We start from the raw sequence: 16,729 nt of genomic DNA on the forward strand, positions 1-16,729 counted from the left end.
GGGGACCGGTGCTGGCGGCTTCCCGCGCGGCACCCGTCTCGGCCGTTGCGGTGATGGGCAACGCGCGGGTGTGTGTGGCGGCGGTGGTGGGTGGGACGTGGTCAGGGCCTTGGCTTTGGTGGTGGCGTGGTGCGGGGTGGGGGCGGTGTTGTGTGGAAGGCGGTCAGGGCCTCGGCTTCGGTGTCGACCTGGCGGCGGACCGATGCCGGTAGCTTGTCGAACGGCTCCCACGACACGACGCCGGTCTTGCTCACCGTCCAGGTGCCGGCGACCTGGCCGTCGACGAGGAACGTGCCGATCGACTGGGGCATCCGCACGTGGAACACCTTGGTGCGGTGCTCCTCCGGCAGGATCAGGGTCCGCCGGGCGTGTGCGAGCAGCGTCGCGTCGTAGGTGGGCAGGAACCGCACCGGCGCCGGTGTCTCCGGGTCCGGCAGCGGCTGGTCGGGCAGGTCGACGAGCTCCCGTCCGCGCTCGTCGCGGAACCGGCGCAGCTCCATCGTCGCCAGGACCTTGGCGACGTCGGTGACGCTCAGGCCGGCCCAGTCGGCGATCTCGGAGCGGTGCGCCGGGCCGAACCCGCCGAGATACCGGCGCACCAGCAGCTCCCGGGCTGCTTCGACGGTGATCTCGGGCGGGCTGACCCAGTCCTCCGCCAAGCCGAACAGGTCCGCGCGGCGGCGGGCCCAGGTGCCGGTCGGGGGCACGCGGACCATGTCGAGATGCATGCCGACACCGCCGCGGACCTCCGGGCCGAAGAGCTGGTCGATCTCGGCCCGCTTGACCGGCCGCTCCCGCAGGAGCTCGCGCAGGCTCTGCGCGGCCTCGGTGAGCTCCGCGGGGCCGACGCTGTTGCGGATGACGCGGTGATACCAGTCGCGCCGGGCATCCCGGATCGCGATCAGGAACGGCCAGAAGTCGGCCCGTGAGACGAGGTGGATGGTGGCGCGCAGGATGGTCGCCTGGACGACCTCGCGGGCCTCCAGGAGCCGGGTCAGCGACTCGCGCTCGAAGCCTTCGATCCGGGTCCACAGCCCGATGTACATGGACGGGGCATACTGCGCCTGGAGCCCAGCCATCGTCTCCAGGACGGTGGGGGCGTCAGCTCGTACACGAGACGCCAACGACTGCCGGGCCAGCAAAGCGCGGTTGAGGTGTCGCCACGTCAGTGTCCGTTCCATGCAGACACTCAAGCACAGGGGTATGACAAGAATCAGGCGACGTTGCGCAGGGCGGCCTTGACGAGCTCCATGGTGCGGTCGTAGCTCATGCCCTGCTCGCGCAGGAGCCGGCCGCCGGTGCCGCGCTCCTCGCGCAGGATGCCGAGCAGGAGGTGCTCGGTGCCGATGTAGTTGTGCTTCATGGACAGCGCGACCCGCAGCGACAGCTCCAGCGCCTTCTTCGCGTCGTTGCCGAAGCGGTTGGGCAGCTTGCTGCGCCGGAACAGGAAGCCGCCGCGCCGGGGCGGCTCGGCCTGCTCGAGGGCGCCGGGGCCGAACGTCTGCTCGACGCTGCTGCGGACCGCGTCGAGGTCGATGCCGATCGAGCGCAGCGCGGCCGCGTCGTCGGTGCCGGTGAGGGTGGCGACGAACCCTTCACGTTCCACGGCGCACGCCTGCAGCACGTCGGCGGCGATCCCGCCGGTGGTGAACATGGCGAGGACCAGGTGCTCCGTGCCGACCGTCCGGTGGCCGAGCGCGTTGGCCTCCTCGTGCGCGTTCTGGACCGCGGTGCGGGCGCGCTGGGTGAACCGTTCGAACATCACTGTGCTCCTGTCTCTTGTACCGGTGTCACTGCCCGGCTCGCGTGCTTCTTGTGGACCGCCTGGCGCGTCACGTCGAGGGCGTCCGCGATCTCCTGCCACGACCAGCCGTGCCGGCGGGCGTTGTCGACCTGGAGCACCTCGAGCGCGTCGGCGAGGCGGCGCAGCGCCACCGCCGCCCGCAGCCCGACTCTGGGATCGGGGCTGGCCGCGGCGTCGGCGAGATCGCCTGCTTCCGTCATGTGTCAACCGTAGTTGACAGCTTCGGTACGTGTCAACCACGGTTGACAACTAAGCTCCTGGCATGGACGCGCTGCCGGTCATCGACATCTCCGACCTGGACTCCGCCGCCCGCGGCATCGAGACGGCCTGCCGCGACAACGGCTTCTTCTACGTCACCGGGCACGGCGTGCCGTCGTCGCTGACCGGCCGGCTCGACGCGGCGGCGCGGACGTTCTTCGACCTGCCGCTGCCCGCCAAGATGGAGATCGCGATGGCCCGCGGCGGCCGGGCGTGGCGCGGGTTCTTCCCCGTCGGCGCCGAGCTGACCTCCGGCGTCCCGGACCGCAAGGAAGGGCTCTACTTCGGCACCGAGCTCGGCCCCGACGCCCCGCAGGTCCGCGCCGGGCTGCCGCTGCACGGCGCGAACCTCTTCCCGGAGCAGGTGCCCGACCTGCGGCCGGCGGTGCTGTCGTACGTCACGCGGATGACCACGGTCGCGCAGACCGTGCTGCGAGGCGTCGCGCTGAGCCTCGGGCTGCCGGCCGGGTACTTCGCGGAGTCGTACACCGCCGACCCCACCGTCCTGTTCCGGATCTTCCACTACCCGCCGTCCCCGCCGGACAGCGACGAGTGGGGAGTCGGCGAGCACACCGACTACGGGCTGCTGACGCTGCTGCTGCAGGACGGCAACGGCGGGCTGCAGGTGCGCACGCCCGACGGCTGGCTCGAGGCCCCGCCGATCCCCGGCACGTTCGTGTGCAACATCGGCGACATGCTCGACCGGATGACCGGCGGGTGGTACCGCTCGACACCCCACCGGGTCCGCAACGTCAGCGGCAACGAACGGCTGTCGTTCCCCTTCTTCTTCGATCCCGACTTCACCCAGCAGGTGCCGCCGCTGCCGAGCTCCGGCGGCTCCGAGGGTGGCCCGCGCTGGGACGGGCAGGATTTGCGGGCATTCACCGGGACGTACGGCGAGTATCTGGTAGCAAAGGTGGGCAAGGTGTTTCCAGAGCTGTTCGCGGATACCCGTCACCAGGGGGTACCCCGCATCGGTTAGACCCTTGCAAGCTTGTAAACGCAGGTCAGAGGGCTGGCACGATGACGGGAGCAAACCTGTTCACGGTGTACCTACCGTTTGAGTCACCACACCGCAACAGGAGGCCCCCGATGACCACCCCGACGCCGACCACGACCCGCAAGCTCACCAACCTCGACAGCGAGCAGGGCATGCTCGTGTTCCTCGCCGCGCTCGTGCTGCTCAGCGTGATCGGCGTGTTCGTCGTCGGCGGCTGACCGGGTTCCTGTCTTTTCGTAGAAACTGCAATCAGCGGGACCCTTCATTCCGTCATGGGGGTATGACCTCCGACGCCTCGCTCGAACAGGAGCTGCGGGACGTGTTCCAACGCCACGAGCATCTCGCCGACGACCCGGCCTTCTCGCTGCGGCGTTCCCGCAAGGATCCGTGGTGGGCGCGCTCGCTGGTGGTGGCGGGCGCGCTCATGATGATCGTCGCGGGCGGCGCGTTCGTGGCGAAGGACGCCGTGATCGGCTATGCCACGAGCAACGTCAAACAGGAGGACCTGATCGTCTCGGCCGCCGAGCAGCAGGGCCGCCACGTCACGATCAGCGGTGAGAAGAACATCCTGCTCATGGGCATCGACCCCCGCCCCGGCCAGGACGAGTCCGAGGCGATCCGCTCCGACTCGATCATCATCCTGCACATCCCGGCCTCGCACGACTCCGCCTACCTGGTCTCGATCCCGCGCGACACCTGGGTGAAGATCCCCAAGTTCGACAACGGCAAGCATTCGTACGCCGGCGGCCACGACAAGATCAATGGCGCCTTCGCCGTCGGTGGCCTCGACACCACGGGCAAGGAGCAGCGCAAGTTCGGCGTCACTCTCCTCGCCAACACGATCAAGGAGAACTGGGGCGTCACCTTCGACGCCGCCGCCATCATCGACTTCACCGGCTTCCAGAACGTCGTCAAAGTCCTCGGCGGCGTCGACATGTACGTCGATCAGGAGGTCAAGTCGGTCCACATCGGCCACGACGCCAAGGGCGAGACCAAGGTCCCCTACCTCCAGCGCGACAACGGCACCGGCGGCACCACCCTCATCCCGATCTCCGGTGTCACCCCGCAGACGTACCACGTCGGCTTCCAGCACCTGGAGCCCTGGCAGGCGCTCGACTACGTCCGCCAGCGCGAGACCCTCCCGAACAGCGACTACGACCGCCAGCGGCACCAGCAGCAGTTCATCAAGGCCCTGTTCAAGCAGATCCTCAGCAAGGACGTCCTCACCGACCCCGTGAAACTCAAGAAGATCCTGGACGTCATCGGCCAGTCCATGACCATCGACTCCGGCGGCATCGGCCTCGACGACTGGATCTTCGCCATGAAGGGCATCACCGGCGACAACCTGCTGACCATCAAGACGAACAACGGCACCTTCTTCTCGTCCCCGCAGAACCCCGCCGCCGAAGCCCTGGACCCCACCACCCTCGCCCTGCTCGACGCGATCCGCACCAACACCGTCCAGGACTTCATGTCCCAGCACACCGCCCTGATCTCCAGCTGACCGTCCTGCCGCCCCACCACTGACGCGGCGGGTCCCGGCGGGAATCGCGCGTGCGCACCGCAGCCGGTGGCCGGCCTTGCGGGTGCGGGCCGTTCACGGAAACCAGCACCCACGGATGGCGCCCGGGCCCGGGCTCATGATCAAAGGACGGATCCGGCGACGCCGACGGCCAGAACCGTCCTTTGATCAAGCTGGGTCCGCGAAGACCGGCATCCGGAGCGCGACGCCCCGTCCGCCCGGCGGCTCGACAACCGAAGCGTGGCGTTGGCGGAGCTCGGGGCGGAACACGGACCAGATGCGGCCTCAACTGCGGAGTTGATGCTGCATGGCAGGTGTACGCCTCTGCCGCACAGATGGCGGGCGAGCGCGGACGGCTCCTCCCGGAGGACGGCGGTCGAGCGAAGTTGGTGATCCGTCGAGAGGTGCAGCACTGACCTTGGGGCGGGCTGCGGCTCGATGCGCGAGGTGGCACCGGGGAGTGGCTGCGTGGCGGACGGGGCCAGATCGCGGTGGTGGCGGTGTCACCTTCCGTCCCGGACTGGCTGCCGACGACGCCGGCCGAGGAGATAGCCCTCCCGAGGGCGCGGGCGGGCTGCCGGGGACAAAAGAGCGAGAGCGGCCGGAGGGTCGGACGTGGTGATGGCCGCTGCGGGCTTGCTGGAATGGCTGTTGACGATGTCGGCGGGCTGCGGGTGCCCTAGGGGAGGGGTGGTTGTTGGGGCTGTGGGAGGAAGTGGCGGTGAGTCAGGTGGCGAGGGACGCCTGTTGCCGGGGCGGCTGTCGAAGGTGCCGGCGTGGCGGGCCGGGCGAAGCCGGGCGGGGTGTCGAGGCCTCGTCGCTGCCATCGAGCCGGCGGGGTGTCAGGGGAGCCGGGGTTTGCCAGGTAGTGAGGGGCGGGCGGGGTTCGTGGCGGTGGAGGTCAGGTCGTGGTGGCGACGGAGCGAGTGGTGGAGTGGCCGCCGAACGATGCTGGGGGAAGTGGCGGTGGCGCCGGGCAGGGTGTTGAGGGCGTAGCTGGTGTCGATCGCGTGGTGCGTCAGGTCTCCGAGGAGAGCGGGTGGCCTCCCTGGCGGTGGCGTTACCGCCCTTGCCGGAGTGGTGCCGGGCGTGGGCGGGCTGGGTGAAGGCGGGCGGGGTCGAGGCCTGCCATCGAGCAGGGCGGGTTCAGTGGAGCGGGCCCCTGTGGGACCGGGCGGGGGTTCGTGTCGGACAGGACGGCCCCGCCGGCGGTGGAGGGCAGACCGTCGGGGCGGCGACGGGCGTGGGCGATGGAGTGGCGGTTGGCGAGGTTGGTGGGAGGTGGGCCGCCCCCCGGAAAAAGAAGGGCGGCCACGGGGGTGGGTCAGATGGTGGTGGTGGCGGCGACGGCGGTGAGTTCGCTGGAGTGGCTGCCGAAGATGCCGACGGTCGGTGGGCGGGGGGTGAAGCCGGGCAGGGTGTCGAGGCCGTCGCTGCCGTCGACCAGGCGGAGCTTCAGAGGGCCTGAGCCCTGCAGGACGAGGGTGACCTCGATGCCGTCGGTGGGTGGGCCGTGGAAGACGACGCCGAAGCGGTTCTGGTCGGGGAGGAACGGGACGGCGTCGCGGCCGGCGACCGTGGCCTGCTGGACGCGGTGGGAGCCCGGCTCGGCGTAGAAGGAGACGAAGCGGACGGGGCGCTGGGAGGCGAGGCGGAAAGTGACGGTGCGGCGGTCGCCGGTGGTCGTGTCGGACAGGACGGTGGCGGTGGGGGCGGGCAGCGGGGCGGCCTCCGCCGGGCCGGTGGACAGCTCGCCGGCGGGCAGGACGGGGAAGAGTTCGTCGAGGGAGCGGTGGTCGCGGACATACCGCGAGGTCCAGGCGCCCGGGGACTGCTCCAGGCTGACCCACTGGGCGGTGCCGGTGTCGCGGTCCAGGGCGTACATGAGGTGGGTCGGCTCGGGGTGCGTCGCGTCGAAACGGTCGGCGACCATCCCGGTCGTGGTGCAGACGAGCGCGACCACGAGCGCCGCGAGCGCGGGGGTGGCGCCGAGCAGGCGGTGCCGGTCGGCGCCGGCGGGGCGGAAGAGCGGCTCCAGGGCGGGCAGGGCGGCGAGGCCGAGCAGTGCGGCGAAGAGCCCGGGGGCGGCGCCGGTCGCGAGGCCCAGGGCGGGGAAGAAGAGGGCGACGGTCGGGGCGAGGATCAGCACGGCGACGCCCGCGCCGGCGGTGAGGACGGCGGTGGCGAGCCAGGGGCGCGGCACGTACAGCGCGGCGATCCCCGCGAGGGCGCCGAACAGGGCGGGCAGCGCCACCAGGTAGGAGCCGCCGGGGATCGCCGCGGCGAAGACCAGGCCGAGCACGGCGAGCAGGCCGAGGGCGCCGGTGAACAGCGGGACCGGGCCCAGCCGGCGGCGGCTCAGCGCATACCAGCCGAGCAGGACGGCGGCGGTGAGCGCGACGACGCCGAAGCGGAACCAGGTGGGCCGGGCCGGGTCGAGCAGCTCGCCATAGCCGGGGCGTAGCGCGACCAGCAGCGTCCACAGCAGCTGGGCGGCGACCGCGACCGCGATGAGCGGCACGAGGGCGAGGCCGAGGCCGGCGAGGCTGCGGGGGACCGAGGTGAGGCCGCGGCGGCGGGCCAGGAACACCAGGGCGGCGACGGCGAGCAGGGCGAGGACGGCGATCGGCCAGGTGAGCGCCGCCGGGTAGCGCACCAGCAGGCCCGCGAACGGGAAATACACCGCGTCGCCGGCGGCGGGGCGCAGCAGCGGCGGGAGGTCCGCGGCGCCGAGGGTGCGGGCGAGGGCGAGCGCGTTGTCGCCGTGGTGCTGGAGGCTGGCCCGGTTCATCGTCGAGGGCCGGTCGAACGGGCTGTGGTAGACGCTGGAGCCGTCGATGTAGGCCGTGTTGAGGCCGGTGAACCGCGACTGCGCCAGGAACGGGGTGAAGTCGGTGTCGTTGGACAGCAGCCGGTAGACCTCGACGGCGAGGCTGGTGCCGACCGGGTGCGGGGTGCGGGCATAGACGTCGATGAGGTCGGCGTTGCCCACGGAGGTCTGGAACATGACGGCGGGGCCGCTGCTGCCGCGGGCCTCGAAGTTGAGCACGACGGACGGCTTCTGGCCGAGGGGGTGCCGGCTGACGAACGCCTCGGCGCCGCACAGGCAGGCCTCCTCGGCGTCGGTGAACAGGAACACGACGTCGTTGCGCGGCGGGGCGCCGGTCGTCAGGGCCCGGGCGACCTCGAGCAGGGTGCTGCTGCCCGCGCCGTCGTCGTTGGCGCCGAAGCTGACCTGGACGGAGTCGTAGTGCGCCATGAGGACGACCTGGCCGGTGGAGGCGGAGCCGGGCAGGACCGCGACGACGTTGCGCACGCGGGCCATGCCGCCGTCGCCGAACTTGCCGGCATTGACCCCCACGGTGTCCTGGACCTCGGGGCGCAGCCCATAGCCGGTGAGGGTCGCGACGATGTGCTCGCGGACCCGGTCGGCGGCGGGGCTGCCGGTGACGTGCACCTCCTGGCCGATCCGCTCGACGTGGGTGAACGCGCGGGCGGCGGAGAACTCACCGGCGGGTGCGGAGGCGGACCGGGGCGCCGGCGGCTGGACGTCGGCGATGCCGAGGACGGCGAGCACGGCCAGGACCGCGAGGACCGCCGCGGCCGTGAGGGGTCGCCGCGACGGTGCGGCGAAGCTTCGGTCGGACAAGGTGTGCCTCCTGTGGGGTGAGCACATTCTGCACGCCCCCACCGACAAAAACCCGCGTCCGACGACCCGAACGGAGTGCAGTGGGTCATGAACGGGTGCCGGATGGTTGTTGGGGGCCCGGAAGCCCTCCGGACTGCCTAGCGTCATCGTCCATGAACAACGAACTCACCCCCGCCGCCCCGACCGCCTTCGACGCGAGCTACCTCGCCACCGCCGAGCTCGACGCCCGCTTCCACCTCGACCAGGTCATGGCGATGGTCGGCGTCGACGGCCTGGTGGCGGCCCTGGCGCAGCCGTTCCTGCTGGCGAAGGTCGACCAGCACGCCGCCGCGGTCCGGCAGAGCATCACCGCCGCCGGGAAGGCCGTCGACTCGATCTCCCTCGCCGGGTACGCCCGGAGCGTCATCGCCGTCCACCAGAGGCACGGCCGCCCGCTGCCGACCCCGGAGACCATCGACTGGCAGGACGCCGACTGGACCGTCCTGCGCCTGGTGGCGGTCTGCTCCCTCGCGGACGCGGTGGACGCGTTCTGAGCGGACAACCGAACCACCAGCAGAGGACAACCGAACCACCAGCAGAGGACAACCGAACCACCCGCACGCGCGTCGATGTGCCATGACACGCCTGCCGTCCCTCGCACTGATCGTCCTGCTCGCCGCCTGTACCCCGGAGGCCACCGGTACAGGAGCGAACAAAAGACCCACAGATGCCGCGACCGCCGGCGCAACGGAGCGCTCGAATCCCACGCCGAACGCCTCCACGACCAAGAAGGCCGACGGAAGCTGGACGGAACCGACGCAGAAGGTCACCGTCCCGCACAACCCGGCCGTCCCCCCGGTGCCGGTCCTGGTCGAGGTGCGCACCGGTGACCACGCCGGCGACGGCTACGAGCGGATCACGTTCGCGTTCAGGGGCCCGCTTCCCTCGTACAGCTTCCAGATCGTGCGCCAGGTGGTGCGGGACGGCTCCGGAGACCCCGTCACCCTGCCCGGCACCACGAAGCTGAGCATCGTCTTCACCCCGGCGCGCAGCGAGGCCGGCACCGGCCCGCGCGACGTCGGCTACCGCCGCCTGCGGGGCTACGAGCAGGTCGGCGACTACGAGGGCTACGTCAGCTACGGCCTCGGCGTCGAGGGCGCCGCGCAGGTCCGGTACGGGGAGAGCACCCGCCCCGACGGGACGAACGTGGTCGCACTGGACATACGGGTCTAGCGGCGGCCGCGACCCGAGGACTCGTTCCACCGGAAGTGGACGAAGAGCCGGCCGAAGTTGTCGGAGTCCTTCTCCACCCGGTGGTACAGCGCCTTGATCTCGCGCTGGTCGAGGAAGCGCAGGACCCGCTTCTTCAGCGCCCCCGACCCCTTCCCGGGGATGATCTCGACGAGGGTGGCCCGCTTGGCCACCGCCTCGTCGATGATCCCCTTCAACGCGCGGTCGATGTCGCCGCGGCGGTTGAAGATGTCGTGGAGGTCCAGCTTGAGCTTCACGCCCCTAGTCTGACACCGGCCCGCCGGACACCGGCAGCCCAGCACGCTTCCACGCCTGGAAGCCGCCGGCGAGGTCGGTCGCCCGGTGCAGGCCCAGGTCCTGCAGCGAGGCCGCGGCCAGCGAGGACGTGTAGCCCTCGGAGCAGAAGACGACGACGGGCAGGTCGAACCGGTCGGCGATGGGCAGCCGCGCGTCGCTGCGGGGGTCGAAGCGCCATTCCAGGACGTTGCGCTCGACGATCAGCGCGCCGGGGATCTCCCCTTCGAGCGCCCGCTGCGCGGCTGGGCGGATGTCGACGAGGACCGCGTCCCCGGGCACCTCGGCCGGCGTCACCCGGGTCAGCCGCGACCGGGCGGACGCCAGGATCTCGTCGATGGAACGCCCGCTCACCAGTCCGCCCCCGCCTGTTGGATGGCCTCCACACTAAGCCGCCCCTCGTGCAACCGGTAGCGGGTCATCACCGTGAGCGCCGGGCTGTACGCGTGGACGGTGATCGCGGGCCGTGCCCCGGCGTTGACGACCCGGTGCACGTGGTGCGCGCCGAAGCGCCGCCCGGACCCGGCGGACATCGTGGTGTTGAGCAGGGACCCGTCCTGCACCGTCTGCTCGACGACCTCGCCGGACACGACGGTGAACGCGCCGGACGACCCGCCGTGGTCGTGCAGGTCGGTGGCCTGCCCGGGCAGCCAGGTGAGCAGCCACACCTCGTGGTCGTCGGCGGCGTACAGCTTGCCGTACCAGCGCGTGCGCGGATCGTAACGAGGCTCGATCGGCCAGTCCGCAGGATCCGAAGCGTGCCAGCGTGCGACGGAGAGCAGGTCCGTCCGGGTAGCGACAGTCATCGCAGATTCTCCAGTATTCGCATCTACTTAGTAGGAATTAGTACCACACCTGATCGCCGTGCGCGACGGGACAGGCGGATGTGCGCGAAATGACAGCGGCGTCAGGCACCCTGGCGGAGGACACACCAAAGGGGGAACACCACCATGACCTTCGCTTTCCAGGCCACCGGCCTGGTCAAGCGCTTCGGCAGCACCACCGCCCTCGCGGGCGTGGACCTCGCCGCCGAGCCGGGCACCGTGCTCGGGGTCCTCGGACCCAACGGCGCCGGCAAGACCACCGCCGTGCGCATCCTCGCCACCCTGCTGCGCCCCGACGCGGGCACCGCGGTCGTCGGCGGGCACGACGTCGTCAAGCGCCCCGCCGAGGTCCGCCGCATCAGCGGGCTGACCGGGCAGTTCGCCTCCGTCGACGAGGACCTGACCGGGACCGAGAACCTGGTCCTCATCGGCCAGCTGCTGGACCTGCGCCGGCGCGACGCGAAGAGCCGCGCGGCCCACCTGCTCGCCGAGTTCGACCTCAGCGAGGCCGCCGACCGGCCGGTCAAGACGTACTCCGGCGGCATGCGGCGCCGGCTCGACCTGGCCGCGAGCCTGGTGGGCCGGCCGGCGATCGTCTACCTGGACGAGCCGACCACCGGCCTCGACCCGGCGAAGCGCGAGGACGTGTGGAACATGGTCCGGGCGCAGGTGCGGGAGGGCACCACGGTGCTGCTGACCACGCAGTACCTGGAGGAGGCCGACGCGCTCGCCGACGAGATCTCCGTGATCGACCACGGCAAGGTCATCGCGCACGGCACGCCGGCGCAGCTCAAGCACATCGTCGGCGGCCAGACGATCAGCGTCCGCCCGGCCGACCCGGCGCACCTCGACACGGTCGAGGCGGTCCTCGGGGCGATCTCGAAGGGCCGGGTCGAGTCGCGGGGGCGCGGCGTGCTGTCGGTGCCGGTCGACGACGCCAAAGCGCTCGGCACCGTGGTCCGCCGGCTGGAGGAGGCCGGCATCGACGTCATCGAGCTGTCCCTGCACCTGCCGAGCCTCGACGAGGTCTTCTTCACGCTCACCCGGGGCACGGACAGGAAGCAGGAGGTGGCGGCATGACGACGCTCACGGCCGCGGTGCCGGGACGGCCGTTCGGCCTGGTCAGGCACAGCCTGGTGATGGCGCGGCGCAGCCTCATCAAGACGATGCGCACCCCTGAGCAGCTGCTCGACGTGACGCTCCAGCCGATCATCTTCATCGTCCTGTTCGTGTACCTGCTGGGCGGCGCCATCGCCGGCTCCCGGCACGACTACCTGCAGTTCCTGCTGCCGGCGCTGCTGGTGCAGAACGTGCTCTTCGCGTCGGCGCCGACCGGCGTCAGCCTCAACACCGACATCAAGACCGGCGTGTTCGACCGGTTCCGCAGCCTGCCGATCGGGCGGTCCGCGCCCCTCATCGGCGGCGTGCTCGGCGACATGATCCGGTTCGTGGTGTCGATCGTGGTGATGCTCGGCTTCGGGTACGCCCTGGGCTTCCGCTTCGGGACCAACGCCCTGGCCGTCCTGGCCGGGTGCCTGCTGGTGATGTTCATGGCGTTCAGCTTCAGCTGGATGTTCGTGCTGCTCGGCATGCTGGTCAGGGAGCCCGGCGCGGTACAGGGCCTCGGCTTCGTGATCATGTTCCCGCTGACCTTCGGCACCAACGTGCTCGTGCCGACGAACACGCTCCCCGGCTGGCTGCAGGCGTGGGTGAAGGTCAACCCGGTCGCCGACGCGATGCAGGCGGCCCGCGGGCTGATGGTCGGCGGGCCGGTGCTCGACGCCGTGGTCAAGACCCTGCTGTGGTCGGTGGGCATCCTGGCGGTCTTCGCGCCGCTCGCCGTCCGCGCCTACCGCCGCAAGGCCTGAACCGCCGGCGCGGGGTCCGAGATCAGCGACATCGCCGCGGCGCGGTCCATCTCCGCGCCGCGGCGCACGGCGTCGTCGAACGCGGCGTCGCCGAGGGCCTCGCGCAGCGCCGCCGCCTGCAGCGGCAGGTCCGCGTTGGACAGGTCGTCGCCGCCGCCGATCGCGCGGGCCACCCCGAGCAGCTCGGCGGCGGTCACCGGCAGCCCCGCGGCGGCGGCGAGCGCCGAGCACCCGATCGCGACCTGTGCCACGACAGGCATGTCTCTCGCCGGTACGGCCAGCGAAAGGGCCTCCGACAGCCGTTCCCGGGCCGCCGGCAGGTCCCCGCGCGCCAGGTCGAGCCGCGCCCGGCCGATCAGCAGGATCGCCTGGTACTGCGGTGCGACCAGCGGCGAGTGCTCCTGCTTGCGCCACGCGGTCGTGTAACAGCGCTCCGCCTCGTCGAGGTCCCCGTCGTGGCGGGCCAGGTGGCCGAGCTCCAGCAGCGCGTGGGACGCGTCGCGGGGCAGCACCGTCGGGTCCTCGGTGAAGCGGAGCAGCTCGGCGCGGGCCGCGGCGGGGCCGTCGATGTGGCGGCGCAGCGCGGCGAGCCGGATCCGCTGGTACGCCTCGCTGGTGTGCACGCCGAGCTGGTGATGCAGCTCGATCGACTCGGCGAACAGCGCCGCGGCGGTCGGGTGGTCGCCGCGGCGGGCCCGCGCGTCGGCGATCGACGCGAGCGTCATCGACAGCCCCCACCGCTCGCCGACCTCCCGGAACGCGACCGCCGCCGCCTCCTGCGCGGTGAGCATGCCGGCGATGTCGCCGTCGTTCTCCCGCAGGTGGCCGAGGATCGACAGCAGCATGCCCCGCGACCACGGCTCGACCGGCGCGGCGAGGCGGCGCTGGATCGCGGCCTCGCCGAGCTCGGCGTCGTCGCGGAACATCATCACGACCGGCTCGACGAGGGACACGAACGGGTGGCCGGTGCCCGGCGGCACCCGCGCGGCCAGCGCGATGAGGTCGTCAAGGAGTCCTTCGGCGTACTGGAAGTCCCCGGCGAAGCCGCTGTTGATGACGTACACGGCGAAGACGACGGTGCGCGCGTCCAGCGGGACCTCGGCCGGGTCCTGGTCCGGGACGGCGAGGATCCGGCCGAGCAGGGCCGCGGCCTCCGCGTGGTTGTCCTCGAACGTCCAGAACCAGGCGCACGCCGCCCCGAGCCGGAACGCGGTGACGGCGTCGCCGCTGTCGCAGACGTGGGTGACGGCCGCGTGCAGGTTCGCCCGCTCCGGGCGGAGCCGGGCCAGCCAGTCGACCTGCGCCGCGGTCCTCAGGTGCGGCTCGGCCCGCTCGGCGAGCGCGAGGAAGTGCGCGGCGTGCGCCGACCTGACCTGTCCGGCCCGGCCGTCCCGGGCCAGCTCGTCGAGCGCGAACTCCCGGATCGTCTCCAGCATCCGGTACCGGACGGTGTCGCCCGCCGTGCCGTCGTTGAGGACCTGGAGCAGCGAACGGTCGACCAGGGCGTCCAGGAGCGGCTCGGCATCCGGTACACCTGCCGCCGCCGCTGCCGCTTCGGCGTCGAACGTGCCGGGGAACACCGCGATGGCGGCGCTGAACTCGCGCTCCGGCTCCTCCAGGAGGTCCCAGCTCCAGGCCACGACCGCGTGCAGGGTCCGGTGCCGCGGCAGCGCGGTGCGGCTGCCGCCGGTCAGCAGCCGGAACCGGTCGTCGAGGCGGGCGGCGAGCTGCTCCGCGGTGAACGACCGCAGCCTGGCGGCGGCGAGCTCGATCGCGAGGGGCAGCCCGTCGAGCCGGCGGCAGATCTCCGCCGCGGCCGGTGTCACCTCGAACCCGGGCCGCACCGCCTCGGCACGGTCCCGCAGCAGCCGCACCGCCGCGTCCGCCGCGAGGGGCCCGACGGGGAACAGCGACTCGCCGAGGATGCCGAGCGGCTCGCGGCTGGTCGCCAGGACGCGCAGCTTCGGGCAGCGGCCGAGCAGGTCCTCGGTGAGTGCCGCGGCGGCCGCCACGACGTGCTCGCAGTTGTCGAGGACGAGCAGCGCGTCGGTCGGCGCGAGCAGCTCCGCGATCCGGCCGGGGACGTCGAGGCGGCGGGCGACCTGCGGCGGCTCGAGCTGCCCGCCGGTGTCCAGGGCGCGCAGGACCGCGGCGGGCACGTCAGCGGCCTCGGCGACGGGCGCGAGCTCGACCAGCCACGCGGCGTGCGGGTCCTGGGCGGCGACCGTCGTCGCCAGCCGGGTCTTGCCGGCGCCGCCGGGCCCGACCAGCGTGACGAGCCGGCGGTCGAGGACCTGCGTGCCGAGCCGGTCGACGTCGTCGTCGCGGCCGACGAAGCTGGTCAACGGGGTGCGCAGGTTGCCGGCGGGGCGGTCGGTGAGGGCCCGCAGGTGCGCCCGGCGCAGCCGCGGCGACGGGTCGACGCCGAGCTCCTCGGCGAGGTGGTGCCGGCACTCCTCGAACGCGGCGAGGGCCTCCGCGCGGCGGCCCTCGGCGTGCAGCGCCTCGACCAGGTGGGCGGCGAGCCGCTCCCGCAGCGGGTGGGCGGCGGTGAGCTCCCGCAGCCGCGCCACCAGCCCGGGTGCGCGCGGGCCGGCGGCCTCGACGTGGTCCTCGGTCGCGGCGAGCCGCAGCTCCTCCCAGCGGGCGGCGAGCGCGTCGTCGACGGCCGGCGGCCCCCGCCACAGGTCGAGGGCCTCGGCGAGCAGCGTCGCGGCGCGGGCCGGGTCGCCGTCGCGCAGCTGTGCCTTGCCGGCCGCGGCGAGCCGCTCGAACCGGTAGGCGTCGACGTCGTCGGGGGCGAGGTCCAGCTTGTACCCGCCGGTGCCGGACACCAGCGCCGGGTCGCCGCCGAGGGTCTTGCGCAGCCGCGACACGAGGGACTGCACGGCGTTCGCGGGGTCGGTGGGGGTGGCGTCGGGCCACAGCGCGACCGCGATCTGCTCCACGGACACGAGCCGGCCGGGCTCGCAGGCGAGCCGGATCAGCAGCGTCCGGAGCCTGGCGCCGCCGACGTCGACCGGCTGCCCGCCGACGTCGACCGTCAACGGCCCCAGAATGCCGACCCGCATGCCCACCCGCATGCGCACCACTGTGCCACCCTCCGGGTGGAGGGCGGCACAGGGCTTTTCCCGGGGTGCTTTAGTACACGCTGACGCCGTACACGCTCAGCGGTTCGGTGACCGGCTGGAAGTACGTGACGCCGCCGCTGCTGCAGTTGCCGCTGCCGCCGGACGTGAGACCCAGTGCGATCGAACCCGCGAACAGCGAGCCGCCGCTGTCACCGGGCTCGGCGCAGACCGTGGTGCGGATCAGGCCGCTGACCTGGCCCTGCGAGTACGTGACGGTCGCGTTGAGCTGCGTCACGGACCCGCTGCGCACGCCGGTGGTGGAGCCGCTGCGGCGCACCGACTGGCCGACGGTCGCGTTGCCCGCGGCCGTGATGTCCTGGAACGAGCCGTTGTACAGCGACACGTTGCCGGGGTGGGCGACACCCGCGGCGTACCGGACGATGCCGTAGTCGTTGCCGGGGAAGCTGGTGCCGGTCCGGGTGCCCAGGACGGAGCCGCTGCTGGTCGTCCAGGTCGCGCCGATGTTGGTGCAGTGGCCCGCGGTCAGGAAGTAGTACGTGCTGCCGCTGACCACGTTGAAGCCGAGCGAGCACCGGGAGCCGCCGGCGTAGATCGCCTGGCCGCCGGAGATGGTCGGCCGCAGCTCACCGGGGAGCCGCTCGATCTTCGCGCCGCTGCCGAGCGACGCGACGGTCGCCTCGATCGTCTTGACATGCTCGGGCGACACCGTCGGGTCGATGGAGACGACCACCTGGTTGGCGACCGGGTCGACGGCCCAGGCGGTGCCCGGGATGGAGACCTTCGCGTCGAGCGTCGAGGTGATGCGGGCCAGTTCGACGCCGCTGTGCTTCACCTTGCGGGCGACGGCGCCGGTCGCCTCGACGCTCTTGGCGGTGTTGGCGTCGGTGACGGTGACGACCATCTTGCCGAGCTGGGCGTCCCAGTACGAGCCGGCGGTGGCGAGCCCGAGCTGCGAGACGAGCGCGTCGGTGCTGCCGAGCGGCGCGGCCTGGGCCGGCGACGGCATGAGGACCGAGCCTGCGACGAGGGCGGTGCCCGCGGCGATGACCGCGGCGCTACGGAGTCTGGACCTTGTGAGTCTCACGTGAGCCTCCCCTGTATCGGTACCGATAAATATCGGCCGCGACCGATGCTGTCATCGGCAGGGGAGGCGCACAAGAATCTCGTCCAAATTGCCCCATAGCACCC

The 16,729-nt window shown here is 72.1% G+C and carries 16 protein-coding genes; 7 read left to right on the forward strand and 9 right to left on the reverse strand.

Annotated features, from left to right (window positions below):
• Nucleotides 1-101 precede the first annotated feature (101 nt).
• Genes ACQEVZ_RS34720 through ACQEVZ_RS34730 form a run of 3 tightly spaced genes read right to left on the reverse strand, consistent with a single transcriptional unit; the run spans nt 102 to nt 2,004 of the window.
• Nucleotides 102-1,181, reverse strand: coding sequence for a winged helix DNA-binding domain-containing protein (locus ACQEVZ_RS34720; RefSeq protein ID WP_433374364.1), 1,080 nt, complete (start codon nt 1,179-1,181; stop codon nt 102-104).
• Between the two features lie 32 nt (nt 1,182-1,213).
• Nucleotides 1,214-1,762 carry a Clp protease N-terminal domain-containing protein gene (locus ACQEVZ_RS34725; RefSeq protein ID WP_354891274.1) on the reverse strand — a complete coding sequence of 183 codons (549 nt, stop codon included), beginning with the start codon at nt 1,760-1,762 and terminating at the stop codon, nt 1,214-1,216.
• A complete protein-coding gene (locus ACQEVZ_RS34730) occupies nt 1,762-2,004 on the reverse strand; it encodes a helix-turn-helix domain-containing protein (RefSeq protein ID WP_360563609.1) in 243 nt (80 codons plus the stop codon). The genes ACQEVZ_RS34725 and ACQEVZ_RS34730 overlap by 1 nt, the downstream gene beginning before the upstream one ends.
• Before the next feature lie 62 nt (nt 2,005-2,066).
• On the opposite strand from ACQEVZ_RS34730, the gene ACQEVZ_RS34735 reads away from it, so the two are divergent.
• The 3 genes from ACQEVZ_RS34735 to ACQEVZ_RS34745 all read left to right on the forward strand — a co-directional run bounded on the left by ACQEVZ_RS34735 (nt 2,067) and on the right by ACQEVZ_RS34745 (nt 4,566).
• The gene (locus ACQEVZ_RS34735) at nt 2,067-3,044 is read left to right on the forward strand and encodes an isopenicillin N synthase family dioxygenase (RefSeq protein ID WP_433374368.1); all 978 of its coding nucleotides are present in this window, start codon (nt 2,067-2,069) and stop codon (nt 3,042-3,044) included.
• A gap of 110 nt (nt 3,045-3,154) precedes the next feature.
• Complete coding sequence (locus ACQEVZ_RS34740) at nt 3,155-3,280, forward strand: hypothetical protein (RefSeq protein WP_344506109.1); 126 nt, start codon at nt 3,155-3,157, stop codon at nt 3,278-3,280.
• 62 nt (nt 3,281-3,342) lie between these two features.
• The gene (locus tag ACQEVZ_RS34745) at nt 3,343-4,566 is read left to right on the forward strand and encodes an LCP family protein (RefSeq protein ID WP_433374371.1); all 1,224 of its coding nucleotides are present in this window, start codon (nt 3,343-3,345) and stop codon (nt 4,564-4,566) included.
• 1,342 nt (nt 4,567-5,908) lie between these two features.
• Here the strand turns inward: ACQEVZ_RS34745 and ACQEVZ_RS34750 are convergent.
• Entirely contained in the window at nt 5,909-8,233 is a 2,325-nt protein-coding gene (locus ACQEVZ_RS34750) for a M28 family peptidase (protein ID WP_433374374.1), read from the reverse strand.
• A gap of 152 nt (nt 8,234-8,385) precedes the next feature.
• Between ACQEVZ_RS34750 and ACQEVZ_RS34755 the strand changes: the two genes are divergently transcribed.
• On the forward strand, nt 8,386-8,766 hold the full coding sequence (locus ACQEVZ_RS34755) for a DUF6401 family natural product biosynthesis protein (RefSeq protein ID WP_344506112.1): 381 nt from the start codon (nt 8,386-8,388) through the stop codon (nt 8,764-8,766).
• Nucleotides 8,767-8,848: 82 nt separating this feature from the next.
• Nucleotides 8,849-9,445, forward strand: a complete 597-nt coding sequence (locus ACQEVZ_RS34760) for an AMIN-like domain-containing (lipo)protein (RefSeq protein ID WP_433374378.1) — start codon at nt 8,849-8,851, stop codon at nt 9,443-9,445.
• Here the strand turns inward: ACQEVZ_RS34760 and ACQEVZ_RS34765 are convergent.
• From ACQEVZ_RS34765 to ACQEVZ_RS34775, 3 genes are read right to left on the reverse strand one after another with little or no spacing between them, the layout of a single operon-like run.
• Nucleotides 9,442-9,720 carry a Smr/MutS family protein gene (locus tag ACQEVZ_RS34765; protein WP_344506114.1) on the reverse strand — a complete coding sequence of 93 codons (279 nt, stop codon included), beginning with the start codon at nt 9,718-9,720 and terminating at the stop codon, nt 9,442-9,444. The genes ACQEVZ_RS34760 and ACQEVZ_RS34765 overlap by 4 nt on opposite strands.
• 4 nt (nt 9,721-9,724) lie before the next feature.
• On the reverse strand, nt 9,725-10,111 hold the full coding sequence (locus tag ACQEVZ_RS34770) for a rhodanese-like domain-containing protein (protein ID WP_344506115.1): 387 nt from the start codon (nt 10,109-10,111) through the stop codon (nt 9,725-9,727).
• Complete coding sequence (locus ACQEVZ_RS34775) at nt 10,108-10,563, reverse strand: cysteine dioxygenase (protein WP_344506116.1); 456 nt, start codon at nt 10,561-10,563, stop codon at nt 10,108-10,110. The genes ACQEVZ_RS34770 and ACQEVZ_RS34775 overlap by 4 nt, the downstream gene beginning before the upstream one ends.
• Before the next feature lie 144 nt (nt 10,564-10,707).
• On the opposite strand from ACQEVZ_RS34775, the gene ACQEVZ_RS34780 reads away from it, so the two are divergent.
• Complete coding sequence (locus ACQEVZ_RS34780) at nt 10,708-11,661, forward strand: ATP-binding cassette domain-containing protein (protein WP_344506117.1); 954 nt, start codon at nt 10,708-10,710, stop codon at nt 11,659-11,661.
• Nucleotides 11,658-12,449 carry an ABC transporter permease gene (locus ACQEVZ_RS34785; RefSeq protein WP_344506118.1) on the forward strand — a complete coding sequence of 264 codons (792 nt, stop codon included), beginning with the start codon at nt 11,658-11,660 and terminating at the stop codon, nt 12,447-12,449. The genes ACQEVZ_RS34780 and ACQEVZ_RS34785 overlap by 4 nt, the downstream gene beginning before the upstream one ends.
• Here the strand turns inward: ACQEVZ_RS34785 and ACQEVZ_RS34790 are convergent.
• Nucleotides 12,431-15,532, reverse strand: coding sequence for a BTAD domain-containing putative transcriptional regulator (locus tag ACQEVZ_RS34790; protein WP_433374384.1), 3,102 nt, complete (start codon nt 15,530-15,532; stop codon nt 12,431-12,433). The genes ACQEVZ_RS34785 and ACQEVZ_RS34790 overlap by 19 nt on opposite strands.
• A 58-nt stretch (nt 15,533-15,590) precedes the next feature.
• Entirely contained in the window at nt 15,591-16,625 is a 1,035-nt protein-coding gene (locus ACQEVZ_RS34795) for a S1 family peptidase (RefSeq protein ID WP_344506120.1), read from the reverse strand.
• Nucleotides 16,626-16,729 lie beyond the last annotated feature (104 nt).

Source organism: Dactylosporangium sp. CA-152071, from assembly GCF_050936335.1.
Taxonomy (GTDB): Bacteria; Actinomycetota; Actinomycetes; order Mycobacteriales; family Micromonosporaceae; genus Dactylosporangium; species Dactylosporangium maewongense.